Source organism: Deinococcus yavapaiensis KR-236, from assembly GCF_003217515.1.
Classification (GTDB): Bacteria; Deinococcota; Deinococci; order Deinococcales; family Deinococcaceae; genus Deinococcus_A; species Deinococcus_A yavapaiensis.
Genome location: NZ_QJSX01000004.1, coordinates 91,693 through 114,827 on the forward strand (window position 1 = coordinate 91,693; position 23,135 = coordinate 114,827).

The 23,135-nt window shown below is 65.9% G+C and carries 24 protein-coding genes; 13 read left to right on the forward strand and 11 right to left on the reverse strand.

Annotated elements, in window-relative coordinates; translation table 11 throughout:
- Positions 1-4: 4 nt before the first annotated feature.
- Complete coding sequence (locus tag DES52_RS06255; RefSeq protein ID WP_110886141.1) at positions 5-1,177, forward strand: acetyl-CoA C-acetyltransferase; 1,173 nt, start codon at positions 5-7, stop codon at positions 1,175-1,177.
- A gap of 61 nt (positions 1,178-1,238) precedes the next feature.
- Here DES52_RS06255 and DES52_RS06260 read toward each other — a convergent pair whose 3' ends face one another.
- The 4 genes from DES52_RS06260 to DES52_RS22510 form a co-directional block, all read right to left on the reverse strand.
- Positions 1,239-1,556 carry a non-heme iron oxygenase ferredoxin subunit gene (locus tag DES52_RS06260; RefSeq protein ID WP_110885942.1) on the reverse strand — a complete coding sequence of 106 codons (318 nt, stop codon included), beginning with the start codon at positions 1,554-1,556 and terminating at the stop codon, positions 1,239-1,241.
- A 52-nt stretch (positions 1,557-1,608) separates the two neighbouring features.
- A complete protein-coding gene (locus DES52_RS06265; RefSeq protein WP_110885943.1) occupies positions 1,609-3,345 on the reverse strand; it encodes a 2-oxo acid dehydrogenase subunit E2 in 1,737 nt (578 codons plus the stop codon).
- A 24-nt stretch (positions 3,346-3,369) separates the two neighbouring features.
- The gene (aceE, locus tag DES52_RS06270) at positions 3,370-6,078 is read right to left on the reverse strand and encodes a pyruvate dehydrogenase (acetyl-transferring), homodimeric type (protein ID WP_170130925.1); all 2,709 of its coding nucleotides are present in this window, start codon (positions 6,076-6,078) and stop codon (positions 3,370-3,372) included.
- 288 nt (positions 6,079-6,366) lie between these two features.
- Complete coding sequence (locus tag DES52_RS22510; RefSeq protein ID WP_146237203.1) at positions 6,367-6,660, reverse strand: hypothetical protein; 294 nt, start codon at positions 6,658-6,660, stop codon at positions 6,367-6,369.
- A gap of 295 nt (positions 6,661-6,955) precedes the next feature.
- On the opposite strand from DES52_RS22510, the gene DES52_RS22515 reads away from it, so the two are divergent.
- Genes DES52_RS22515 through DES52_RS06285 form a run of 3 tightly spaced genes read left to right on the forward strand, consistent with a single transcriptional unit; the run spans position 6,956 to position 9,985 of the window.
- Entirely contained in the window at positions 6,956-7,915 is a 960-nt protein-coding gene (locus DES52_RS22515) for an LCP family protein (protein ID WP_146237204.1), read from the forward strand.
- A 22-nt stretch (positions 7,916-7,937) separates the two neighbouring features.
- Complete coding sequence (locus DES52_RS06280; RefSeq protein WP_110885946.1) at positions 7,938-8,837, forward strand: LysR family transcriptional regulator; 900 nt, start codon at positions 7,938-7,940, stop codon at positions 8,835-8,837.
- A gap of 47 nt (positions 8,838-8,884) precedes the next feature.
- Complete coding sequence (locus tag DES52_RS06285; RefSeq protein ID WP_110885947.1) at positions 8,885-9,985, forward strand: MFS transporter; 1,101 nt, start codon at positions 8,885-8,887, stop codon at positions 9,983-9,985.
- A 184-nt stretch (positions 9,986-10,169) separates the two neighbouring features.
- On the opposite strand, the gene DES52_RS06290 is transcribed toward DES52_RS06285, so the two are convergent.
- The 5 genes from DES52_RS06290 to DES52_RS06310 all read right to left on the reverse strand — a co-directional run bounded on the left by DES52_RS06290 (position 10,170) and on the right by DES52_RS06310 (position 12,999).
- Positions 10,170-10,523 (reverse strand): cupin domain-containing protein, encoded by a 354-nt coding sequence (locus DES52_RS06290; RefSeq protein WP_211317871.1) that lies wholly within the window; start codon positions 10,521-10,523, stop codon positions 10,170-10,172.
- Between the two features lie 34 nt (positions 10,524-10,557).
- The gene (locus DES52_RS06295; RefSeq protein WP_110885948.1) at positions 10,558-11,634 is read right to left on the reverse strand and encodes a CopD family protein; all 1,077 of its coding nucleotides are present in this window, start codon (positions 11,632-11,634) and stop codon (positions 10,558-10,560) included.
- Positions 11,635-11,637: 3 nt separating this feature from the next.
- On the reverse strand, positions 11,638-12,060 hold the full coding sequence (locus DES52_RS06300; RefSeq protein WP_110885949.1) for a copper resistance CopC family protein: 423 nt from the start codon (positions 12,058-12,060) through the stop codon (positions 11,638-11,640).
- Between the two features lie 12 nt (positions 12,061-12,072).
- Complete coding sequence (locus DES52_RS06305) at positions 12,073-12,513, reverse strand: hypothetical protein (RefSeq protein WP_110885950.1); 441 nt, start codon at positions 12,511-12,513, stop codon at positions 12,073-12,075.
- 75 nt (positions 12,514-12,588) lie between these two features.
- Positions 12,589-12,999 (reverse strand): DUF2946 family protein, encoded by a 411-nt coding sequence (locus tag DES52_RS06310; protein ID WP_110885951.1) that lies wholly within the window; start codon positions 12,997-12,999, stop codon positions 12,589-12,591.
- Between the two features lie 152 nt (positions 13,000-13,151).
- Between DES52_RS06310 and DES52_RS06315 the strand changes: the two genes are divergently transcribed.
- Genes DES52_RS06315 through pruA form a run of 7 tightly spaced genes read left to right on the forward strand, consistent with a single transcriptional unit; the run spans position 13,152 to position 18,880 of the window.
- The gene (locus DES52_RS06315) at positions 13,152-13,841 is read left to right on the forward strand and encodes a GntR family transcriptional regulator (RefSeq protein WP_245900765.1); all 690 of its coding nucleotides are present in this window, start codon (positions 13,152-13,154) and stop codon (positions 13,839-13,841) included.
- On the forward strand, positions 13,838-14,773 hold the full coding sequence (locus DES52_RS06320) for a proline dehydrogenase family protein (RefSeq protein WP_110885953.1): 936 nt from the start codon (positions 13,838-13,840) through the stop codon (positions 14,771-14,773). Before DES52_RS06315 ends, DES52_RS06320 begins: the two co-directional genes overlap by 4 nt.
- A gap of 4 nt (positions 14,774-14,777) precedes the next feature.
- Positions 14,778-15,083, forward strand: coding sequence for a hypothetical protein (locus tag DES52_RS06325; protein ID WP_110885954.1), 306 nt, complete (start codon positions 14,778-14,780; stop codon positions 15,081-15,083).
- Entirely contained in the window at positions 15,084-16,340 is a 1,257-nt protein-coding gene (locus DES52_RS06330; protein ID WP_110885955.1) for a Gfo/Idh/MocA family protein, read from the forward strand.
- Positions 16,337-16,804, forward strand: a complete 468-nt coding sequence (locus DES52_RS06335) for a DUF6714 family protein (RefSeq protein ID WP_110885956.1) — start codon at positions 16,337-16,339, stop codon at positions 16,802-16,804. The genes DES52_RS06330 and DES52_RS06335 overlap by 4 nt, the downstream gene beginning before the upstream one ends.
- A complete protein-coding gene (locus DES52_RS06340; protein ID WP_110885957.1) occupies positions 16,801-17,307 on the forward strand; it encodes a DUF6714 family protein in 507 nt (168 codons plus the stop codon). Before DES52_RS06335 ends, DES52_RS06340 begins: the two co-directional genes overlap by 4 nt.
- Before the next feature lie 22 nt (positions 17,308-17,329).
- Entirely contained in the window at positions 17,330-18,880 is a 1,551-nt protein-coding gene (pruA, locus tag DES52_RS06345; RefSeq protein ID WP_110885958.1) for an L-glutamate gamma-semialdehyde dehydrogenase, read from the forward strand.
- Between the two features lie 60 nt (positions 18,881-18,940).
- Here the strand turns inward: pruA and DES52_RS06350 are convergent, their stop codons facing one another.
- The gene (locus tag DES52_RS06350; protein WP_110885959.1) at positions 18,941-19,741 is read right to left on the reverse strand and encodes a nucleotidyltransferase domain-containing protein; all 801 of its coding nucleotides are present in this window, start codon (positions 19,739-19,741) and stop codon (positions 18,941-18,943) included.
- A 66-nt stretch (positions 19,742-19,807) separates the two neighbouring features.
- Between DES52_RS06350 and DES52_RS06355 the strand changes: the two genes are divergently transcribed.
- Positions 19,808-20,812: a sodium-dependent bicarbonate transport family permease gene (locus tag DES52_RS06355; protein WP_211317872.1), complete on the forward strand. Its 1,005-nt coding sequence runs from the start codon at positions 19,808-19,810 to the stop codon at positions 20,810-20,812.
- A gap of 19 nt (positions 20,813-20,831) precedes the next feature.
- Positions 20,832-21,134: a P-II family nitrogen regulator gene (locus DES52_RS06360; protein ID WP_110885960.1), complete on the forward strand. Its 303-nt coding sequence runs from the start codon at positions 20,832-20,834 to the stop codon at positions 21,132-21,134.
- 26 nt (positions 21,135-21,160) lie between these two features.
- On the opposite strand, the gene DES52_RS06365 is transcribed toward DES52_RS06360, so the two are convergent.
- A complete protein-coding gene (locus DES52_RS06365; protein WP_170130926.1) occupies positions 21,161-23,032 on the reverse strand; it encodes an HD domain-containing phosphohydrolase in 1,872 nt (623 codons plus the stop codon).
- Between the last annotated feature and the right edge of the window lie 103 nt (positions 23,033-23,135).

Below are 23,135 nucleotides of genomic sequence, written 5' to 3' on the forward strand. Positions count from 1 at the left end.
CGTCATGAGCAGAATCGTCATCGCGGCGGCCAAGCGCACGCCGATCGGAAGCTTCCTGGGCAGCCTCAAGGACGTGCCCGCCGTCGACCTTGGCGTGGCGGCCGCCAAAGCCGTACTCGAGGGCGTGCGAGGCGACGACATCGCCGACGTGATCGTCGGGAACGTGCTGCAAGCAGGACAAGGCATGAATCCCGCTCGGCAAATCTCGGTGAAGGTCGGCTTGGGACACCACGTTCCCGGTCAAACCGTGAACCGCGTCTGCGGCAGCGGCCTTCAAGCGATCATCTCGGCCGTGCAGGGCATCAAGTCAGGCGACGGACAGGTGTACCTCGCGGGCGGCATCGAAAACATGAGCCGCGCGCCGTACCTGCTGCCGCGAGCGCGAGAAGGCTACCGCATGGGCCACGGCGAGTTGCTCGACTCGATGATGTCGGACGGCCTCACCGACGTGTTCCACGGTTACGCGATGGGCGTCACCGCCGAGAACATCGCCAAGCAGTGGAACATCACCCGAGAAGAGCAGGACGCCTTCGCCGCCGAGAGTCAGCGTCGCGCGACCGCCGCGATCGAGTCGGGCGCGTTCACGAATGAAGTCACTCCCGTGGAAGTGCCCGGCAAGAAGGGCGTGTCGATCTTCGACCGTGACGAGTACGTGCGCCCTGGCACGACCGTGGAGACGCTCGGGAAGTTGCGCCCCGCCTTCGACAAGAACGGCACGGTCACGGCAGGCAACGCCAGCGGAATCAACGACGGCGCGGCGATGCTGCTGATCACCACGGACGAGTACGCCGCCGCGAACGGCCTGACGCCCCTGGCGGAGATCGCTTCGTACGCGACGATCGGCGTCGATCCGCAAATCATGGGCATCGGACCGGCCAAAGCCGTACCGCTCGCCCTCGGAAAGCTCGGGATGACCCCGAAGGACGTCGACCTGTACGAGCTCAACGAGGCGTTCGCCGTGCAGTCGCTCGCCGTCGTGCGTGACCTTGGCATCGACGACTCGAACGTGAACGTCACGGGCGGCGCCATCGCCCTCGGACACCCGATCGGAGCGTCGGGCGCGCGCGTCCTCGTGACCCTCGTGCACGCCCTGCGCACCGCCGGGAAGGAGACGGGCGTGGCGAGCTTGTGCATCGGAGGCGGCATGGGCATCGCGTTGGTCGTCCGCGCCTTGTAAATCGCCGCGCGCCGTCATGAAAAGCCGAGGCCACCTTGCAAGGTGGCCTCGGCTTTCGTCGTCACAAGGGCAAGACGAAGAGTTCTTCCCCGTCGATCTGCGTCTTGTAGATTTGCACGGGCTTCACGGCAGGCAACGTCTTCGCCTTTCCGGTGGCGAGTTCGAACTTCGCGCCGTGCTTCTCGCACGTGATCCTTCCCATGTCGACATCACCGCCCTTCAACGGGTAGTCCTTGTGCGAACAATTGTTGCGAAGGGCGTAGTACTGCCCCTCGTAACACACGACGAGGACGCTCTTGCCGTCCACCTTCACTTCCGTCTGAGAACCTTCCGTCAACTCGTCGACCTTGCCGACGAGAACGCGAGTCGAAGCAGTCACGACGGCAGTGTAATGCCCCGCTCCCTGCGGGAGCGAGGCGAGAGGTGACGATTCACAAGCTGATCAGGAACGGGTCCTCGAGCGATTCGCAGATGAAACGCATGAAGCGCGCGGCGTCCGCGCCGTCGATGAGGCGGTGGTCGTATGTCAACGAAAGGGGAAGCATGTTGCGCGGCTCGAACTGCCCCGTCTCCTTGTCCCACACGGGCTCGAAGCCGCCGCGGGACACGCCGAGAATGGCGACTTCGGGTGGATTGACGATCGGGGTGAAGGCGTGCCCGCCGATTCCACCGAGGTTCGAGATCGTGAAGGTCGCGCCTTGCATCTCGTCGGGCTTGAGCTTGCGGTCGCGCGCTTTTTGCGCGATCTCACCGATTTCGACGCTTAGTTCGGTGATGCTCTTGCGGTCGACGTCCCGCAGAACGGGCACGAGCAAGCCGTTGGGGGTATCGACGGCCACCCCGAGGTGCACGTACTCCTTGTAGATGACACGATTGCCCGCCACGTCGATGCTCGCGCCGAACTTCGGAAAGCGGCGCAAGGCGTTGGCGACGACCTTCATCAAGATCGTCGTCATGGTGAGCTTGCCGCCTGCCTTCTCGACACGCGCGCCGAATTGACGGCGAACTTCCTCCATCTTCGTGACGTCGGCCTTGTCGAAGTGGGTCACCATCGGGATGGTCGTCCACGCTTGCGTCATGGAGCGCACGGTCGCCTTGCGAATCCCGCTCATGTCCTCGGCACGCACGTTGCCGAACTTGCTGAAGTCAGGCAAGGGCGCGGGTTGCGCGCCCGCTTGGGGCGCGGCGACGGCGGGTTGTGCTTGCGCGGCGGGCGCCGCCGCGGCGACGCTGGGTGTTCCGGCGGTGCGGCGCACGTCTTCCTCGGAGATGCGTCCCGCGAGGCCCGTGCCGTGCACCGTTTGAATGTCGACGCCGAGCTCGCGGGCGAAGCGCCGCACGCTCGGCGCGGCCGCGATGACGTGACGACCGTCGAAGACTTGTGGAGCTTGCGGCGGCGTGGCAGGCGGAGCGCTCGGCGACGTCGGCGCGGGCGACTGGGCTTGCTGCTTTTGCGCTTCGACTTGCGCGTCGGCGACGCGCTGCGCCGTCGACGCTTGCGGCGCGACCGTGACGGCCTCGTCGACTTCCGCGCCCGCCCCGCTTTGACCGAGGGCCGAGCCGACGCCGCTCGGCGAGGCGCCGTCCGGCGCGCCGCCTTCCAAGGTGAGGATCACGCCGCCGACCTCGAGTGCCTCGCCTTCCTTAACGCTGATTTCGCGCACGGTGCCCGAAGCGTTCGACGGAACTTCCACGACGGCCTTGTCCGTTTCGATCTCGATGATCGGCTGGCCTTCGGTCACCGTGTCGCCCGGCTTCACGAGAATCGTGACGACGTTGCCTTGCTCAATGTTGTCGCCCACGTCGGGCAGCGTGACTTGACGTGGCGCGGTCGCTGGCGTCGCCGAAGCGCTCGCGCTCACTTGCACAGGAGAGGTAGGCGCGGCAGGAGTGGGCGCGGCAGGAGCCGCTTGCGGCGCCGGGGCGCTCTCCCCTCCTGTCAAGGTGAGAATCACGCCGCCGACGGCCACGGAGTCGCCTTCCTTAACGCGCACGTCCTGCACGGTTCCCGCCGCGCCGCTCGGGACTTCCACGACGGCCTTGTCCGTTTCGATCTCGATGATCGGTTGGCCTTCCGTGATCGTGTCGCCCGGCTTCACGAGCACCGTGACGACGCTGCCTTGCTCGATGTTGTCGCCCACCTCGGGCAGTTTCACTTCGATCGCCATGTCAATGTCCTTTCGAATCGAGGCTCAGCGCAGCACGGGCGCGATACGCTCGGGGTCGATGCCGAAGTCGGCGATGGCCTTCTTCACGACGTCCGCCTTGATTTGACCGTCACGCAGCAGAGCGTAGAGGGTCGCGACGACGATGTGGCGCGCGTCCACTTCGAAGAAGTCACGCAGTTCCTCGCGCGCTTCCGAGCGTCCCCAGCCGTCCGTGCCGAGGGTCCACAGCTTGCGGTCCAAGTGACCGTTGAGGCCGTCCGCGCCGAGCTTCACGTAATCCGAGACGGACACGAGCACGCCGGGAGCGTTCTCCTTGCCGAGCTGACGCGCGACGAAGCTGAGCTGCGGCTCGCGGTCGGGGTGCAGCATGTTCTCACGCTCGGTGAGCAAAGCGTCTTGATGCAAGGCCTTGTAGCTCGTGGCGCTCCAAACGTCGGTGGCGACTCCGTAGTTCGCGAGGAGGGTTTGCGCTTCGAGGGCCGCCGTCATCGACGGGCCGCTCGCCAGAAGTTGCGCGTGCAGCTTGGCGTCCGCGTTCTCGGCGCGCTTGAGGCGGTACAGGCCCTTCATGATGCCCTCGCGGACTTCCGCGTGGTTTTCGGGCATGGGAAACTGCACGTAGTTCTCGTTCTCGACCGTGACGTAGTAGAACTCGTCTTTGTTCTCGACGTACATCCGGCGAATGCCTTCCTCGATGATCACGGCGAGTTCGAAGGCGAACGCGGGATCGTACGTGTGAAGGTTCGGCACAACGTACGCCTGAAGCAGCGAATTGCCGTCTTGGTGCTGCAGCCCTTCTCCGGCGAGGGTGGTGCGGCCTGCCGTGGCGCCGATCAGGAAGCCGCGCGCCCGCTGGTCGCCCGCCGCCCACACGAGGTCGCCGACGCGCTGCATGCCGAACATAGAGTAGTACACGTAAAAGGGAATGGTGGGCACGCCGTGCACCGCGTAGCTCGTCGCGGAGGCGATCCAAGAGCACATGGCGCCGTCCTCGGTGATGCCTTCCTCCAGCATCTGTCCGTCGGTCGCTTCCTTGTACGCCATCAAGCTGCCCGCGTCGACGGGTTGGTACGTCTGGCCGCGCGGCGAGTAGATCCCGATGCGCGGCACGAGCGCGTCCATGCCGAAGGTGCGCGCCTCGTCGGGCACGATGGGAACGACGCGCTGACCGATGTTCTTGTCGCGCAGAAGCTTGGAGAGGATCGACACGAAGGCCATGGTCGTGGAGACTTCACGGCCGCCGCTTCCCTTGTAGAACTCCTCGTAGAATTCCTCGCTCGGCACTTGGACGGGGTCGAACTTTACCGTGCGCTCGGGCAGGAAGCCGCCGAGCTTCTCGCGCTGGGCGAGGGCGTACTTCACCTCGGGCGAGTCGGGGCCGGGATGGTAGTACTCCAAGTGCTCGACTTGCTCGTCGGTAAGGGGCAGCTCCAGGGTGTCTCGCAAGGCGGTGAGGGCGTGGTAGTCGAGCTTCTTGACTTGGTGGGCGACGTTGCGTGCTTGGGCGGTCTCGCCGAGACCGTAGCCTTTCACGGTGCGCGCGATGATGATGGTCGGGCTGCCTTTGTGCTGAGTCGCCGCCTTGTACGCCGCGTAGATCTTCTTGACGTCGTGCCCGCCGCGGTTGAGCAGCTCAAGGTCCGCGTCCGTCCAGCCCTCGATGAGCTTTTGCAGTTCGGGCGTGTTGAAGAACTTCTCGCGCAGTTCCTTGCCGCCGAACGCCGCGTAGCGCTGCGACTCGCCGTCGACGAGTTGCTCGAAGCGCTTCACGACGGCGCCCGTGTAGTCCTTGGCGAGGATCTCGTCCCACTTCGAGTCCCACACCACCTTGATGACGTTCCATCCCGCGCCGCGGAAGAGCGCCTCGAATTCTTGGATGACCTTCGAGTTGGCGCGAACCGGACCGTCGAGGCGTTGCAAGTTGGCGTTGAGGACGAAGATGAGGTTGTCGAGGTTTTCGTAGGCGGCGAACCGCAGGCCCGCGACGCTTTGCGGTTCGTCCATCTCGCCGTCGCCGAGGAAGGCCCAGACTTTGGCGTCGCCTTTGGGCTTGAGGCCGCGGTTTTCGAGGTATTTGACGAAGCGCGCCTGATAGATCGCCTGCAGAGGTCCGAGGCCCATGGAGACGGTCGGGAACTCCCAGTAGTCGGGCATCAGCCACGGGTGCGGATACGACGACAAACCGGGCGCGTTCTGAAGCTCGCGGCGGAAGTTGTCGAGGCGCGCCGCGTCGAAGCGTCCTTCGAGAAAGGAGCGTGCGTACACGCCGGGGCTCGCGTGCCCTTGGAAGAAGATCAGCGAGCGGTCGGGCATGGCGCCGTGTCCCACGAAGAAGTGGTTGAAGCCCACTTCGTACAGCTCGGCGGTCGAGGCGTACGTGGAGAGGTGCCCTCCGATGCCGTCCGAGTTCTTGTTGGCCTTCACGACCATCGCGACGGCGTTCCAGCGAATGATGTTGCGAATGCGGCGCTCCATCTCCAGATCGCCGGGATAGGTGGGTTGCGCTTCGGCAGGAATGGTGTTGATGTACGGCGTGTTCTGCTTGAACAGGATCGGGGCGCCGTTGAAGTAGGCGTAGTGGTCGAGGTCTTCGAGAAGTTCGGCGGCTCGGATACGGCCCGCGCTCGCGAGAACGTACGCGAGCGAGTCGAGCCACTCTTGCGTCTCGATCTTGTTGAGCTTGTCGCGCTCGCCCGTCGACAAGGCCGCTCTGGAATTGGTGCTGCTCGTCATGTCGTTCGATCGTTCCTTTCTAGGGATGCACGTGTCCTGCGCCATGGCATCAGGGCGAGGCGGTCGCGTCCGTGCTCCACGCTACGGATGAACGGCGAAGGTGAAGAGAGTGTGAACCACGCCCTCTTCCTCCCGAACAGCCGTTTGCACCTCATCAGTCTACGCGGGAAGGAAAAGACGTCCAACAAGCGTTCACTCCACAATTCACCACTTCGACGCGTGAATGAGCATCACCGAAGCACCCTATTCAGGCTCACCTCAGGAAGGTTCGCGGCCCCTACACTGAGGTCAAATGGCACGGCAACCGCGCGTCCTCGTCCTCGTCGTCACCGTCGTTCTCCTCATGCTGGCCGCGCTCGCCGTCACGACCTCGAGAAGTCGCGCGACGTCGAACCCCGCCGTGCAAGCGTCCGCGCCCATTGTGCCCGCCAAGTCGTCCCCTGCCGCCACGGCGCCTTCCTCCGTCAAGCCGACCGCTACGACGGCGAAAACCACCGCGTCCGTCGTGCCACGTGCGCCCTCGACGGTGTCCGTCACGAAGGTGACCACGCCCGCCAAGGTCCAGGTGACGACCCCTGCCAAGGCGACGAAGACTCAAACGAAGGCAAGGACGTCGCCCACCCAGACCGTCAAGCCCCAGGTGAAGACCACGACGACGCCGACGCTCACTGTGACGCCTCCAGTGAAGGCGACGACAACCCCGACGCGAACCACGACAACTCGGACGAAGACACCAGCGGCGTCCACGCCGACTGCGAAAACTCAGGTGAAGGTGACGAAGACGCCGGTACAAGCCGCCCAAACTACGACGCGAACCACGACAACTCGAACGAAGGCGCCAGCGGCGTCCACGCCGACCACGAAAACCCAGGTGAAGGTGACGAAGGCCCCCGCACAAACCGCCCGAACCCCGGCGAAGGTGACGAAGTCCGCTTCGACCGCTTCTCGCTCCGTCAAGGGGGGCACGGCCGCGAAGCCGAGCACCCCGACGACTGCCAGCACGGCGGTCAAGCCCGCGACAACGGCCACGGCGCGCCGAGCCGCGCCCCTGTCTCCCCGGAAGTTCGTCACGATTCCGACCTTGCCGCAAGGCGTCAAAACGTACCTCGTGGCCGGCGTGACGCCCATCTACACGGCGCGCGGGGCGCGCGTCGAGTCGTTTCGCAGTCCGACCGACACCATCTTGCTCGTGCAACTCGATCCGGGCGCAAACGTCGTGCGTACGCTCAGCTTGCCCAGAGATACGCTTCTGGGTTCCTCGGGATCGCGAATCAACTCGGTCTTGCCGCGCTCGGGCGCGGACGCCCTCGTTCGCACGGTGACCGCGATGACAGGAGTGGGAATCGACGCCTACGTGCTCGTGAACTTGCGGGGCGTACGCGACTTGACGGACGCGGCGGGCGGCGTCACGCTCACCGTGGGCAAGGCCATGAACTACGACGACTTCGCGGGCAAGCTCCACATTCACTTCCAGCCGGGCCGTCAGACCCTCGGCGGGCAGAAGGCCGAGGAGTTCTTGCGCTTTCGTCACGACGCGCGCGGCGACATCGGCCGCATCGACCGAACCCGCGACTTTCTGCAAGCCCTCACGCTTCGCCTCCTGACGCCCAGCGGGTTGGAGCGTTTGCCGCGCGTTTCGGCCGCCGTCCGCGCGAACTCGCGCACGACGCTCTCCGAGCGCGACTACCAAGACATCCTGGGCTTCGCGATGAAGCGCCCGAAACTCCAGACGTTCGTGTTGCCAGGTCGCAACGAAGGGGCGTACTGGCGCATGGATCCGGGGCGAGCGGGAGGCGTCCTCGCCGCCTTCCGCTCGCCTGTCCAGGCAAAACGCTGAGACGCGTCGCTAGACTGTCTTCATGGAGTTCCGTCAACTTCGCTACTTCGTCGCCCTCGCCGAGGAAGGCCATTTCGGACGGGCCGCCGAGCGCGTGTTCGTCGTGCAGCAGGCGCTCAGCGGCTCGATTCGCAACCTCGAAGAAGAGCTGGGCGTGCGCTTGTTCAACCGCACCACGCGCCGCGTCGAACTCACGCCCGCCGGTCGAGAGTTTCTCGTAGGCGCGCGGCAGATCCTGAGCTTGTTGGAGCAGACGTCGGATCGGGCGCGCAAAGCGGCGCGCGGGGAGGTCGGGCGGCTCGCCGTGGGTTTCGTGAGCGGGCTCGCCTTCGGCGGCTTGCCGGAAGTCGTGCGGACGTTTCGCGACCGCTACCCGAGCGTCGCCGTGGAACTCTTGGAGCTCACGGCCGCCGAGCAGGAGCAGGCGTTGCGTGAAGGACGTATCGACATCGGCTTCGTGCTGCTGCCCGTTCGCGATCCCTCGCTGGCCCGCGAGGCGCTTTGGCGCGAACCGCTCATCGTCGCCTTGCCGAGCCGTCACCCGCTCTCGGCGCGCGAATCGCTGCGGCTGGAGGACTTGCGTGAGCACGACTTCGTGTTCTTTCCTCGTCACGTGCGCGCCACGTACTTCGATCAGGTGATGAGCGCGGCGACGAACGCGGGCTTTCAGCCGCGCATCGTGCAGGAGGCAATCGAGGTGCCGACGCTGCTGAGCCTCGTCGCTGCAGGCATCGGGTTGTTCTTGCCCATTCAGTTCTTCAGCAAGCTCGCCCTTCCCGGCGTGACGTACCGCCGTTTGGACGGAGCGCCCGTCGTGGAGATCGACGCGGCTTGGCGGCGTGACGACACCTCGCCCGTGATTCGCGAGTTCTTGCAAGTCGGGCGGGAAGTGCTGGCGCGGGTGACGAGCGTGACATCGTGACGACCTGATTCCTCGAACCGCATCTGAACCCTTTAAGATGGGTACTCGTGCGCTCGTTCTACGTTCTCGGATTCATCGCCTTTCTTCTGCTCGGAGCGCTTCAGGCCGTCTACGGCCCCGCCTTCTCGGCGTTGCAAGCGCGCTTCGACGTTTCGCGGGCCGATGTCGGCCTCATCGCCAGTTCTCACTTTCTCGGATCGATGCTCGGCATTCTGGCCGCCGGAGGGCTGCTCAAGCGGCTGGAGCTCCGCGGACTGTTGAGGGTGGGTTCCGCGTTGATCGCCCTCGGACTCGCGGGCGTGACCTTCGCGCCCGCGTGGACCTTCGCGGTCGTCTGCGCTTCGCTCGCCGGTTTCGGCTTCGGCTTCGTCAGCGTCACCTTCAACGTCGGCGGCGCTCGTCTCGGCGTGAGGGCGGCGGGCGTCTTGAACATCCTCAACGCCTGCTTCGGCCTCGGCAGCATTCTCGCGCCGCTGAGCGTCTCGGCCCTCGGAGGTCAGACCTGGCCGTACGCGCTGTTGGGACTCACGGCCCTCGGACTGCTGTTGAGCGCCGGGCGACTGCCGCACCTGCCGGAGACGACCGTCGCCTCGTCCGGTCGCGCGCCGATCGTGCCGCTCGCGCTGTTCGGAGGGTTCTTCGTGTTGTACGTCGGCGTGGAGGCGGGCGTGGGGTCGTGGATGACCGCCCACTTGTCCGACCTCGGCGTGGTGAACGCGGCGACTTGGACGAGCGGCTTTTGGCTCGCCGTGACGATCGGGCGCTTGCTGGGCGCGCCGCTCGCGCTGCGCTTCAAGTTGCCGCGCATCATTTTGAGCGCGCTCGTCCTTGCGATCGTGGCGCTCCTGCTCGCCTCCACGCCTGCCGCTCGCTTCGCTTACCTGCTCGTCGGCCTCGCCATCGCGCCACTGTTCGCGACGACCTTGGCATGGTTCGGTCAGAACATCTCGACGGGTCTCGCGCCGCTCGTGCTCGCTTGCGGCGGATTCGGCGGCACCTTGTTTCCCTGGTTGCTGGGCGTCTTGTCGGCACGGTTCGGCACGGACGTGGTGCCGTTCGTCGAGGCGGGTGTCGCGTTCGGCGCCTTGCTGGTCGCGCTATTACTGCGCGTTCGGCTTAAGGCGTCCGCCGAAACGCCTGCTTTGTGACGCCCTTCTCGTTCCGCCGGAGACGTAGGCGTAAGATGCTTTTACCACGGAAGGGAGGTGATCCGACTGTATTTTAATTCGGTTGGTGGAGGTGCCCGTCGAGGGTAGCCCCTCGAAGGCCTGAGTACCCTCAATGTCAGGCGGGTACCGCGGCGGCGGAGCTTGAAGAGCTCCGCCGCTTGTTTCATTTGCGCAAGTACGCGTCGCTGCCGTTGATCCAGTCTTCCCTCGGCGGGTTGAAGATGTCGAAGCCGACGAAGTCTTCGAGCACTTCCGCGCCGTGCGACACGTGGGGCGGAATCACGAGCGTCTCGCCCGGACCGAGAATCAACTCGCGCTCGCCCAGGAAGAACTTGATGCGGCCCGACAGCACCGTCGACACCTGCTCGTTGTGATGCGAGTGGACGGGCACGACGCAGCCCACCTTGAGTTCGAGACGGGCGAGCATGACGCCGCCGCCGGTGATGAGTTGCCGCACGAACGTCTCGTTGACTTGTTCGCGCGGCACCGATTGCCAATCATAGTTGTGCGCTTCCACGAGGTCGTTGTACCACGCGCGGAAGCTCGGGAGATCAACGAACGTTCAGCGGCACATCGGTCGCCGTGTCGTTCACGCGAACGGTCGCTTTCCAAGCGCCGCTCATCCACAGCCGCGTTCGCGCGGTATACACGCTTCCCGTCCGGGTGAACGTCAACTGTATGGGCGGCATGGTGTGCTCGGTCATGTGCAAGACGGCGGACGGCGCGTGTTCCGCCTCGATCCGCGCGCTGAGCACGCCGCCCGGTTCGAGGCTAAACTCGCCTCGAACCGGACGCCCGCCGAGCGTCGTTTCGAAGGGAGTGACGAGCGCCGCCGCCGGAACTTCGGGCGGCGCGGTCGTGGCGAGGACGCCGCTCGACGCGAGAACGGACACGAGCAGGGCCGCCTCGACGCGCAGGGCGCCGCGCAGTTGCGGTAACTTGCGGCGCTTCAAAAAGTCGAGCTTGTTGAGGGCGGCGAGCAGCAACACCCCGCCGAAGAATCCGAGCTTGACGAGCAACGCGAGGCCGTACGTACTGCCCGTGAGCGCCCCGACGCCGGGCAAGGCGAGGACGGTCGCGGCGAGACCCGTGGCGACGAGAACGGCGACGCTGCACAGACCGAGGTTCGACAATCGCTCGACGCCCCGCCAAAAGGTCGCTTCGTCACGGGGAAAGCCGACGAGGAACACGACCGCCCCGATCCACGCCGTCATCGCGGCGAGGTGGACGACATGCAGGCCGAGCAGCAGGATGCTTTGGCGACCGTGCCCTTGCTCGGCGACGCTCGCGAGGAGCAGCGCGCCCGCCACGCCCGTCGGGATCCATGTCCTGACGGGCTGGCCTTCGAAGGCGAGCACGGCCGCCGTGAGGGCGAGCGTCGCCAAGACGGCCGTGCCGCCCGAGCTCGACAACAGGTACTCGGCGAAGTCGGCGAGACCGAACGGCCCCAGGAGGTCCGAGAGGGTGAGCGTGACCGTGCCCAGCGCGCCGACCACGACGAGGAGCGCGCCGACCACGAGCGGCCGCAAGGGCGAGCGGGGTTCGGGTGAGACGAATCGCCGAAAGACCGCCCCGCCGAGCAGCAGGGCCAGTCCGAGGTACAACAGGGTTTTCGGAAGCCAAAGCATCGGTCAGTGCACGTCGAACACGTAGTAGCCCGTGACAGGATGCGAGTCGTCGCTCAAGGCCTTCCACATTACGACGTACGCGCCGGGCTGCAGCTTCGAGCGCAGTCGCAGCGTCACCTCGTCGTGCGTTCCCGTGCGGGCCACGAGGCCGAGGTCGGCGCGGCTCGCGGCGTCGTTCTTGAGGTCGAGGACCTTCGTCACGAGTTGACCCGCGAGGCCGTTGACTTTGAGGCGGTCGCCGGAGTCACCGACGCGGTAGACCTTGAAGGTCGAGAAGCGCACTTGCACGCCCTCGGTGAAGCTCAAAACGACTTGGCGGGGAGCGGGAATCTTGGCGCCCTCGGCGGGTGACGCTTTTTCGAGTTCGGCGTGCGCGAGCGCGAAGCTCAGCAACGTGGCGGTCAGCAGGGTGAGGATCTTGCGCATGGCTTGGCTCCTTCAGCGGCCCGTGACGGGCGGGAACATGAGGTCTTCGAGCTTCAGCACGTCGTGCGTCTCGTAGGTCTCGTCGAACGAGGTCGTGCCGATGTAGCCGTACACGCGAATCTTGTACTGGCCGGGCTGCGAGAAGACGTAGTCGTCGGTGTAGTAGCCGGGCTTGCCGAACTGCGCGCGAATCGTCAGTTCCCGCTTGAACTTGCCGTCGAGCGTGGTGATTTCGGCTTTGAGGCTGTTTTGGAGGTTCTCGACGGGCTGGTCGTTCATCGTGCGGATGATGAGGTCGAGGCCGTTGAGCTGCATGGTCGTGGCAGGCTCGACGCGACTTCCGACGATGACCTTGTATTGGTTCGTTCCCGTGCCGACGGTCTTCGTCGTGTGCGCGAGTGCGGTGGAGGCGAGGGCGAGGGTGGCGAGCAGGATTTTGCCGAGGTGATTCATGATCGAGACTCCCGAGAGGTGAGCGAGGTCGAAGGAATACCGAACCGGGCGACGTGAAGCCCGTTCGTGCCTGACTCAGCTCGGGAAGGGCGGCCCTCGCGCGACGGGCGTGGTGTCGAGTGTCCGAACGCGCGGGGTGGACGGGGCGACGGGGACCGTGGGGACCGAGAGCGGCAAGGCGAGGACGACTTGGCCGGGAAGCGTCACCTCCGGCGCGGCGCCGCACTCGCAGCCTTGGCGAGACGTCACGTGCCGTTTCGGCGCGTTCTGCTCGTGCTTCGACGACCCGCCGTGTCGGGGATCGGCGTGGACCGACTCCGCGGAATGGGAGTGCGAGCACGTCTCGGTCCCGGTCAAGCGCATCTCTATGGCCATCGCGGCGTGCATCGGCGTCCACAGAAGCGACAGCACGGCGAGAATGGCCGCCACGGTCCGCCAAGCGGCGGAAGAGGCAGGATTCGGAGAGGCTTGGCGCACGGAGATCATCTTCAGTATCCTCGTCGGCTCGTGAGGCAGGTGTCCCCTGCCTTCGAGAGTTACCGTAGCGAACTCGGAGTGATTCGGCGATGACTCGGGTCATGGCGCATGAAGGCGCGCCTCGTTGCGAAGGCGTTTGGATTTTGTATACAATATCCAACGTGTTCGAACGGCCCGGCCTCGTCCGCGAAACGGTGTACGCACACCTGCGCGACCTCATCCTCGGCGGCAAGTTCGCGCCGGGAGAGAAACTCGGCGAGGTCGAGCTCGGCACCTTACTCGGCGTGAGCCGCACGCCCATACGCGAGGCGGTCCAACGCCTCGTTCAAGAAGGCCTGCTTGCGTCGAGCGCCAACCGAGGCGTGTGGGTGCGCGTTCTGAGCGCCGACGAAGCCCGAGAAGTGTACGAGGTGCGAGAAACGCTCGACGGCCTCGGGGCCGAACTCGCCGCGCGTCACCACACCGACGCGGACGCCCGCAAGTTGCGCGAAGCCCTGAAGCGCTTGGAAGCCGCCGGACGAGACTACCGCGAGCAAACGGCCCTCGACCTCGCCTTTCACCGCGCCGTGATGGAGGCGTCACACAACTCGGCCCTCCTCGACCTCGCACGCACCTTGGAGCAACGCGTCGCCCTCATCAAGCACCAAACGCGCACGTACAACGCCCACCCGCACACCCGAGAACAGCACCACGCCATTTTGAGCGGCGTGCTGAGCGGCGACGGACGTTCCGCCCGTGACGCCGCCAAGGCGCACGTCCGGACCTTCGCCGCCCTCGTCCTCGCCGAACTCACGTCGACGTCCCTGCTCACCACGGCGGGCGACGCGCTCGACGAACAGGAGGAATCATGATCGACCGTATCTACCGCTCCGCCGTCCTCGGGGTGGCGGGCAACAAAGCCGTCGAGAGCGTCGTGCGCACACGCGGCTGGAGCGTCGCGCAGCGCTTCGTGGCAGGCGACGACCTGCAAGACGCCGTCCGCGCCGTCGAGGAACTGGAGCGAGACGGCGTTCACGGCATCCTCGACTTGCTCGGCGAGATGGTCACGAGCGAGGAGGAAGCCAACACCTTCGCCGAGAAGATCCTCGCGATCATGGACGCTCTCGACGGCAAGCCCTACCCGAAGTACGTCTCGATCAAGCTCAGCCAAATCGGGCAAGACCTCACGACGGCGAGCGGCGAAAACCTCGGCATGGTGAACGCACGGCGTATCCTCACGCGCGCCCAGCACATCGGGGCGTTCGTGCGTCTCGACATGGAGGACCACCCGCGCGTCGACGAGACCCTCGCACAATTTCGCGAGCTCGCGTCGGAGTTCGGTACCGACACGGTCGGCACGGTCTTGCAAGCGTACTTGTACCGCACCGAGCAGGACCGCGCCGCCCTCGACGACCTGCACCCGAATCTTCGCATCGTGAAGGGCGCGTACCTGGAGCCCGAGACGGTCGCGATGCCCGACAAGGCCGACGTGGACGCCGCGTACCGCCGTCTCACGTACGCGCACCTCAAGGCGGGAAATTACACGGCGGTCGCCTCGCACGACGAGAGCATCATCGAGGACGTCAAACGCTTCGTGATCGCGCACGGCATTCCCAAGAGTCAATTCGAGTTCCAGATGCTGTACGGCATCCGCCGCGACTTGCAAAAGCGGCTCGCCAAGGAAGGCTTCACCGTGCGCGCCTACATTCCGTACGGGCGCGATTGGTACGCGTACTTTTCTCGCCGCATCGCCGAGCGACCCGCCAACGTCTTGTTCGTGCTGCGCGGCATGCTGAAAGGGTGAGGCCATGATCGAACTCAGAGGCGCGGTCGCGAACGTGTTCGTGTTGGGAGTGTCGGACGAAATCGCACTACGAGAAGCGGGACGGGTCGACGTGCTCGTGGAGACGGCGAGCGGCGAGCGGTACGCGGGAACCTTACGAACGCTCGACGACATCGACGCGAGCCTCACGGGCATCTACCTGCCCGTCACGGACACGCTCGTCTTGCGCGACCTCACGCCCGACACGGTCCTGCCTGCCATCGAGGACCTCATCAACGGAGGCGTCCTCGACGAGGTGTTCCTCGAAGTGCTCGAAGAGGTCGAGAGCTAGATGCCGCCCGTCACGGCCGTCCTGCTCGGCGCGGGCAATCGCGGCGCCGACGTGTACGGGGCTTGGGCGCTCGCGCATCCCGAGTCGTTGAGGATCGTGGCCGTGGCCGAGCCCGACGACGCCAAGCGCGCGACGTTCGCCGCTTCGCACGGCATCCCGAGCGAGGGGCAGTTCGCGCGCTGGCACGACCTGCTCGCCCGCCCGAAGCTCGCCGACGCCGCCATCGTCGCCCTGCCCGACCGTGAGCACGAGGCGAGCGGCCAAGCGACGCTGCGGGCGGGTTACCACACGATGCTCGAAAAGCCCATCGCGTCCACCTTGGACGGCACGCGCCGCGTGGTGGACGCGGCGCGCAACGCGGACGTCGTGCTGATGTTGGGGTACGTGCTGCGTTACACGCCCTTCTTCCGCGCCGTCCGAGACGTCGTGCGAAGCGGGCGTCTCGGGGACGTCGTGAACTTGGAGTGGCGCGAGAACGTCCACGCGCTGCACTTCGCGCACTCGTACGTGCGCGGCAACTGGCGACGAGAAGTCGACAGCAGCCCGATGCTCTTGGCGAAGGCCAGCCACGACCTCGACTTGCTCACGTGGATCACGGGTCGGCGCATCGAGCGGTTGTCGAGCTTCGCGAGCTTGCTGCACTTCCGAGAAGAACACGCGCCGCCCGGAGCGCCTCAGCGCTGCCTCGACGGTTGCCCGGTCGCGGACGCCTGTCCGTTTTACGCTCCGAAGACGTACCTCACGCAGAGCGTCGGATGGCCCACGAGCGTCATTTCGCCCGACCCGAGCTTCGAGGCGCGCGAGCAGGCCCTGCAGACCGGACCGTACGGCCGCTGCGTGTATCGAAGCGACAACGACGTCGTCGATCATCAAGTCGTCGCGTTTCAATTCGACTCCGGCGCGAGCGGCACCCTCACGGTGCACGGACACAGCGCGGTCGAGGGACGCACCCTGCGAATCGACGGCATGAAGGCCACGTTGCGCGGCACTTTCACGGGCGCCTCGCAGGAAATCACGATTCAAGACCACGACGAGGCCAGCTTCCGAGGTGGCGCCCAACCCGAAGTCGTTCCGATCACCGCGCCGACGGGCATGTCGGGCGGCGGTCACGGCGGAGGGGACGACGGCCTCATGCACACCTTCGTGGGCGCCGTGCGAAGCGGCTCTCCCCTGCCCCTCGACTTGGAGGTCGAAAGCCACGTCTTGGCGTTCGCGGCGGAAGACGCACGGCGAAGCGGCCGCGTGGTGACGTTATGACCAAAGACGAATTGCTGGCGATGATTCGAGCGGCGTTCGAGGACGTGACACTTGGAAGCGGCGTGAGCCTGCGGGAAGCGGACGTCATCGATTCGTACGGATCGCTCGAGGAACGCAAAGCCGCCCGCGCGCTCGATCGCAAGGACGCGTGGTGGGAACTTCCCAGCGACGACTTGCAAAATCCATGGCCGATCTCGTTTCTCGACGACGCGGGCTTCGCGTTCTACCTTCCCGCGTACCTCACCGACGCGCTGCGAAGCGACTTGCAACGCGACAGCACCAACATCGCGCTCTTCGCGCTCAATCCGTCCAACCTCGTCGAAAACTTCGGCGCGATCACGCCGCCGCAAGCCGCCGCGATCGCCGCCTTTCTGGAGTACGCCGAGGAGCACGACCCGAACGAGAACATTTTCTACTCGGACGCCTGGTCGTACTGGGCCGAGCGTTCCAGGAGCCTCTCATGACCGACGTGACGAGACAGCACCTGCTCGCATCCATCCGTCGAGCCTTCGACGACGTGACGCTCGGGGACGGCGTGACGCTGAGCGAAGCGCGCGTCATCGATCGCTACGGAGACGAAGCGGCGCGCCGAGCCGCGCGCGAGCAGGACTGGCAAGGACCGTGGTGGGACCTTCCTGCTCAAGACATCGACTTCTACAGCCCGTTCTCGTTTTTGGACGAGGTCGGCTTCGCGTACTACCTGCCCGCCTACCTGACCCGCTCGCTTCGCCACGAACCGATGCTCGCTTGCAGCGCGTTCGAGGCCGTGATGCACGCCCTCTCGCCCGATCCGTGGTACGACCTCAAGGCCCGCCGATTCGAACGCCTCACCGATTCTCAGGCGTCCGCCGTCCTCGCGTTCGTGGAGTTCGCCGAAGCGCACGACGACGACGCGGACTGCTGGGCGAACCTTTACACCGACGTTTGGGCCTACTGGGCCGAGCGCGCACGACAACCCTCGCCTTGACGGCGAGCGCAAGGAGACCCGTATGTTGAAACTCACTCCGTTCAAGAACGAGCCGTTCACCGACTTCAGCCTGCCCGAGAACAAGAAAGCTTACGAGGACGCCCTCGCGAAGGTCCGCGCGACGCTGGGGCGCACGTACCCGCTCGTGATCGGCGGCAAGCGCATGGAAACCAAGGAGACCATCGCCAGCACGAATCCCGCCAAGCACAGCGAAGTCGTGGGTTACACGGCCAAGGCGACGAAAGAAGACGCCGAGTACGCCCTCGAAGTCGCTTGGAAGGCCTGGGAGGACTGGAAGACGTGGAGCATGGACGCCCGCGCGCGCATCCTCGTGAAGGCGGCGGCGATCCTGCGGCGCCGCAAGCACGAGTTCTCGGCTCTCATGAGTTTGGAGGCGGGCAAGAGCTGGGCCGAGGCGGACGCCGACACCGCCGAGGCCATCGACTTCCTGGAATACTACGCGCGCCAAAGCATGAAGTACGCGGTGCCGGGCGAGACGCACGACTTTCCGCACGAAGAGAACCGTCTGCATCACATCCCGATCGGCGTGGGCGTGTCGATCTCGCCGTGGAACTTTCCCTTCGCGATCTTCACGGGCATGCTCGCCGCGCCGATCGTCGTGGGCAACTGCGTCATCGCCAAGCCCGCCGAGGACACCGGCGTCATCGCCGCGTGGGTCGTGGACGTCATGCTCGAGGCGGGGTTGCCCGAAGGCGTCCTCGCGTTCCTGCCGGGCCTCGGTGAGGAAGTCGGCGACTACCTCGTGAAGCACCCGAAGACGCGCTTCGTGACCTTTACGGGATCGCGTCAAGTGGGCCTCATGATCAACGAGAACGCCGCGAAAGTGCAGCCCGGCCAGAAGTGGCTCAAGCGCGTCGTGCTGGAGATGGGCGGAAAAGACGCGCTCATCGTGGACGAAACGGCGGACCTCGACGAAGCGGCGACGGCCGCCGTGCAAAGCGCCTTCGGCTTCGCCGGTCAGAAGTGCTCGGCGATGAGCCGCCTCATCGTCGTGGACGAGGTGCACGACGCCTTGATCGAAAAGGTCGTCGAGAAGACGAAGGCTCTCAAGGTCGGTTCCGGCGAGGAGAACGCGAACGTCACGCCGCTCGTGAACGCCGAGAGCTTCGAGAAGGTCGCGCGGTACATCGAGATCGGCAAGACGGAAGGCAAGCTTCTCGCGGGCGGCAACGTCGATAATTCCGTCGGACATTTCGTCGAGCCCACGATCTTCGATGACGTCGAGCCGGGCGCGAAGGTATCCCAAGACGAGATCTTCGGTCCCGTGGTCGCCGTGATTCGCGCCAAGAACTTCGACGAGGCCCTCAAGATCGCCAACGGCACCGAGTACGGCCTCACGGGCGGCGTGTTCACGAAGAAGCGCGAGCGCATCGAGCGGGCCCGCACCGAGTTCGAAGTCGGCAACTTGTACATCAACCGCAAGATCACCGGCGCGCTCGTGGGCGTGCAGCCCTTCGGCGGCTTCAACATGAGCGGCACGGACTCCAAGGCGGGCGGCCCGAACTATTTGGAGTACTTCCTGCAACTCAAGACGGTGGCCGAGCGCTACTGAGCGGCCAAGCAAAATCAATGAAGGGCGAGGCGGTATTGCGCCTCGCCCTTCATCTTGGTGCTACGCCGAGTCGGCGACTTCCCGCGCCAGCGTGCGCACGGCTTCGAGATCGAGCGCCGACAGGGCCGTCCGAACTCGCGCCTCGAAGTGATGAGGCGCGCTCGGAACGCTCGCCGCGACGGAAACGGCGCCCTTCTCGTTCGTCAGCCAAACGCCGTGGCGCGCGCATAGCGTCTGCACCATCGCCATGACAGCTTGAAAAGCGCATCCTTGCAACCAGTGCACGTCGCCGCGCCCTCTCGCCTTGAGGGCCCCGGCGAGCCAAAACTCCGCTTGCCAGGCGTACTGCCGCAGCAGGGCCTCGCTGAGCAAGGGCGGATACTCCTTCACGAGCGACTTCAACCGATCGACACGACCATCGACGTCGCTCAAGACGATTCCGAGCGCCAATTCGGCCGCGTAGTGGTGACCGTGAATTCCATGCGGATGGCCGACTTGAGCGTGCAGCGTCACTCGGCCCGCCAAGGCGTCCTCGACGCTCGTCGTCACGCGCTTCAAGTCGCGGTAGATGAAGTCGACGCGCTGACCCTGAACCGTCAGCCAAGCGCCGCCGTCCACCCACGGACCCCAACCTCCGGGCACGGTCGGACGCGCGGCGCCTTCGTCCACGTCGCGGCACAGCGCGCTCAACGCGTCGACGTTCAAGGCGCGCGGGCCTTCGTAGTACAAGCCCAAGTCGAGATCGGAGTCGGGCCGCGCCGCGCCGCGGGCGCGAGAGCCACCCAAGAGGACGGCGACGATGCCGGGCACCGTGGCGAGTCGGTCGGCCAAGCGGAAGGCGAGCGCGGTCACGTCTGTCACGTCGCCTGCACGCTAACACGGTTTCGTGGCCTTTCTAGAGCAGTGAGCGCACACGTCCGCTCGCGCGTGTTACCGTATCGCCTCGTGGACGCCCTCGACTTGTTGCGGCTGAACCTGCTTTCGCCGATGGTGCTGGCGTTCGTGCTCGGCATGGTCGCCGTGTTCGTACGCAGCGATTTGCGCCTTCCCGAGGCGCTGTACACGTCGCTGTCGATCTACCTGCTCCTCTCGATCGGCCTCAAGGGGGGCGCCGAGCTGTCGGAGACGCCCTTCGCGACCCTCGTGCTGCCCGCGCTAGCGACCCTCGTGCTGGGCGTGACGATTCCCGTCGTGGTGTACGCCGTGATGCGCCGCGTCGGGCGATTCGGCGTGGCGGACGCGGCGGCCGTCGCCGCGCACTACGGTTCGGTGAGCGCCGTGACGTTCACGGCGGCGATCACGACGATGTCGGCGCTCGACGTTCGCGTGGAAGGCTTCATGCCCGCCCTCGTCGCCTTGCTGGAAGTCCCGGCGATCGTCGTGGCGCTCTCCATCGCCCGCTCGCGTTTGGAAGTGAGCGCGCCCGGCGCCGCGAGCGGGCGCGCCGAGGTGTGGCGAGAGCTTCTCACGGGCCGCAGCCTGTTCGTGCTGCTCGGCGGGCTCGTGATCGGCGCGCTCGGCGGCAAGGCGGGCCTCGCGCAAGTCGCGCCGTTCTTCGTCGATCCCTTCAAGGGCGCGCTCGTGCTGTTCTTGTTGGAGATGGGCATGGTGGCGGCGGGGCGCATTCGGGATTTGAAGAAGGTCGGCCCTTTCGTGATCGGCTTCGGTCTGCTCGCGCCGATCGTGAACGGCTCGGTCGGCGTGCTGCTCGCGACGCTCTCGGGCTTGTCGATCGGGGGCAGCACGATTCTCGGCGTGATGGCGGCGAGCGCGTCGTACATCGCCGCGCCCGCCGCCGTGCGCATCGCGCTTCCACAAGCCAATCCCGCGCTGTACCTCGGCGCGTCGCTCGGAGTGACCTTCCCGTTCAACCTCAGCGTGGGAATTCCCCTCATGTACGCCCTTTCGCGGGCGCTTCACGGCCTGATGTGAAGCGCGTTCAGGAGTCAACGTGAAAACCGTCGTCCTCAAACGCGTCACCATCATCGCTGAAGCTTTGCTCGAAGAGCGCCTCGTGCGCGACGTCAAGCGCCTCGGGGCGCGCGGGCACACCGTCACGGAGGTGCGCGGTGAAGGATCGCGCGGCGTGCGCGCCTCCGAGTGGGAAGGGCACAACGTCAAGCTGGAGTCCATCGTGTCGCCCGACGTCGCCGACCGAGTGCTAGAGCACCTCGCCGCGACGTACTTTCCGCATTTCGCCGTGATCGCGTACGTGGAAGACGTCTCGGTCGTGCGCGGCGAGAAATACGTGTAGCCAACCGAGCGTCGGCGTGGACGCACTCAGTTCGCGCGCTCGGGCGCGGTGAGCTTCACGAAGGCGTCGACGACGGCCGGATCGAATTGACAGCCCGCTTGGCGCTTGAGTTCCTCGATCGCTTCGGTGGACGACCAAGCCTTCTTGTACACGCGTTCGCTCGTGAGCGCGTCGTAGACGTCCACCACCGCGAAGATGCGTGCCAGCAGCGGAATCTCGTCGTCGCTCAAGCCGTGCGGGTACCCCGAGCCGTCCCAGCGCTCGTGGTGATGCAAGATGACTTCCAGGGCGCCGAGGGTGAGACCCGGAATGCGCGACGCGATCTCGGCGCCGCGTTGAGCGTGGGTGCGCATCACGGCCGTCTCGTCGGACGTGAGCGGGCCGGGTTTGAGCAACACCGAGTCGGGCACGGCGAGCTTGCCGATGTCGTGCAGGTACGCGCCTTGCCGTAACTCGCCGAGTTGCGAGAGGCTGAGTCCCATCGCCTCGCCGACTCGCTGGGCGCGCGCCACGACGCGGTCGGTATGACCGGCCATTTCCAGAGCGCGCGCTTCGAGGGCCACGCCGAGGCCGAGCAAGCCGCCTTCGAGCGTCTCGCGCACGAGGCGCACGACGCGGTCGCGCTCCAAGACATGCGACACGCGCAGCGCGAGAACTTCCATGACGCGCCGCGCTTGCGGCGTGATCGTGCGCCACGTGTCGAAGGAGAAGACGGTGAGCAGCCACTCCACTTCGCTGCGAGCGTGCACGGGCGCCACGAGAATGCTTTTGAGGCCGTGCCGTTGCAGTTCGGCGAGCGCGCCCGCCTCACGGTCGACGCGGACGCTCGTGAAATCGGCGACGGCGACGGTGCTGCCACTCAGCAGCGGCATGAAGACGCCGCCGCCGCGCGACAAGCGCACTTCTAGGCGCCGCAAGGCGTCGGACGCGCTTCGCACGTTCGTGCTGGGCGCGCCGTACACCTCCACGAGGGTGAGGAAGTCGCCGCGCACCCGCCACACCGCGCTGCCCTCGAAGCCCAGCAACGCCCGCACGGCTTCCAGTCCTTCCCCGAGCAGGTCTTGAACGGTGTCGAGGTTTTGCAAAAGGCGCACGACGTCCTCCACGCCCCACGACACGTCACGTCCGCCCGGCGTGTACTTGCGGCTCTTCATGTCGTACATGTCTTGGTCGGCGACCGCCACGGCGCGCAGCAAGGGCTCGGGCGAGCAAGCTTCGGCGAGACCGAACGCGAAGGCGGGAACGCCCGGCGTCGGAGCGGGCGCGGCGGCCAGAGCGGCTTTCACCCACTTCATGATGCGCTCGGACGGAGCTTGAGGAACGAGCACAAGGAACTCGTCGCCGCCCCACCGGCTCACGAGCGCGAAGCCGGGAAAGGCGGCGCGAATCGCGCGGGCGACGCCCAGGATGTGCGCGTCGCCCGCGCTGTGTCCCCCGATGTCGTTGACGGTCTTGAGGTCGTTGAGGTCCAGCATGACGACGCCGCACGGCGTACCGATCGGCAACGTCTCGTACGCGCGCGTGAGACCTTCGCGCGTCAAAAGGTTCGTGAGAGGATCGCGCGCCACGTCACGCTTGTGCACCTCGCGGTGCCCGACGATCCACGTCAGGATCACGCTGCTCGTCACGACGAGCAGCAGCAGGAACTGCAGCGCGGGGCTGCCGCCGACGAACGCTCGCTCGAAAGCCACGCCGCTGAGGCCGCCGAGCAGTACCGCCAGCCACAGCCGCATCGAACGCGTCGGCCCGAGTCGAATCATCGTCAAGCCGGTCGCAGCGATCAGCAACGCGAAGCCCAGCGTGATATAGGCGGGACCCAGAGGCGCGAATCCGCCCGCCGAGACATCCACCCAACGCGCGAGCACCGCGAAGGCCACGATGAGAAGCACGACGATCACGACGAATCGGAGGGCGTGTCTGGCGTCGTTTCGGTCACGGGATGCGTCGTCTTCCAGCACGCTGAGGGCATTGTAGGAAGACCGTGGATGACCCGCCTGAGAC

Excerpts from the sequence above, each read along its gene's own strand:
- DES52_RS06310 (WP_110885951.1), bottom strand. The coding sequence starts at position 12,999 with ATGATCTCCGTGCGCCAAGCCTCTCCGAATCCTGCCTCTTCCGCCGCT.
- pruA (WP_110885958.1), top strand. The coding sequence starts at position 17,330 with ATGTTGAAACTCACTCCGTTCAAGAACGAGCCGTTCACCGACTTCAGC.
- DES52_RS06265 (WP_110885943.1), bottom strand. The coding sequence starts at position 3,345 with ATGGCGATCGAAGTGAAACTGCCCGAGGTGGGCGACAACATCGAGCAA.
- DES52_RS06340 (WP_110885957.1), top strand. The coding sequence starts at position 16,801 with ATGACCGACGTGACGAGACAGCACCTGCTCGCATCCATCCGTCGAGCC.
- DES52_RS06255 (WP_110886141.1), top strand. The coding sequence starts at position 5 with ATGAGCAGAATCGTCATCGCGGCGGCCAAGCGCACGCCGATCGGAAGC.
- DES52_RS06295 (WP_110885948.1), bottom strand. The coding sequence starts at position 11,634 with ATGCTTTGGCTTCCGAAAACCCTGTTGTACCTCGGACTGGCCCTGCTG.
- DES52_RS06300 (WP_110885949.1), bottom strand. The coding sequence starts at position 12,060 with ATGCGCAAGATCCTCACCCTGCTGACCGCCACGTTGCTGAGCTTCGCG.
- DES52_RS06330 (WP_110885955.1), top strand. The coding sequence starts at position 15,084 with ATGCCGCCCGTCACGGCCGTCCTGCTCGGCGCGGGCAATCGCGGCGCC.
- DES52_RS06325 (WP_110885954.1), top strand. The coding sequence starts at position 14,778 with ATGATCGAACTCAGAGGCGCGGTCGCGAACGTGTTCGTGTTGGGAGTG.
- DES52_RS06280 (WP_110885946.1), top strand. The coding sequence starts at position 7,938 with ATGGAGTTCCGTCAACTTCGCTACTTCGTCGCCCTCGCCGAGGAAGGC.
- DES52_RS06320 (WP_110885953.1), top strand. The coding sequence starts at position 13,838 with ATGATCGACCGTATCTACCGCTCCGCCGTCCTCGGGGTGGCGGGCAAC.
- DES52_RS06305 (WP_110885950.1), bottom strand. The coding sequence starts at position 12,513 with ATGAATCACCTCGGCAAAATCCTGCTCGCCACCCTCGCCCTCGCCTCC.
- DES52_RS06335 (WP_110885956.1), top strand. The coding sequence starts at position 16,337 with ATGACCAAAGACGAATTGCTGGCGATGATTCGAGCGGCGTTCGAGGAC.
- aceE (WP_170130925.1), bottom strand. The coding sequence starts at position 6,078 with ATGACGAGCAGCACCAATTCCAGAGCGGCCTTGTCGACGGGCGAGCGC.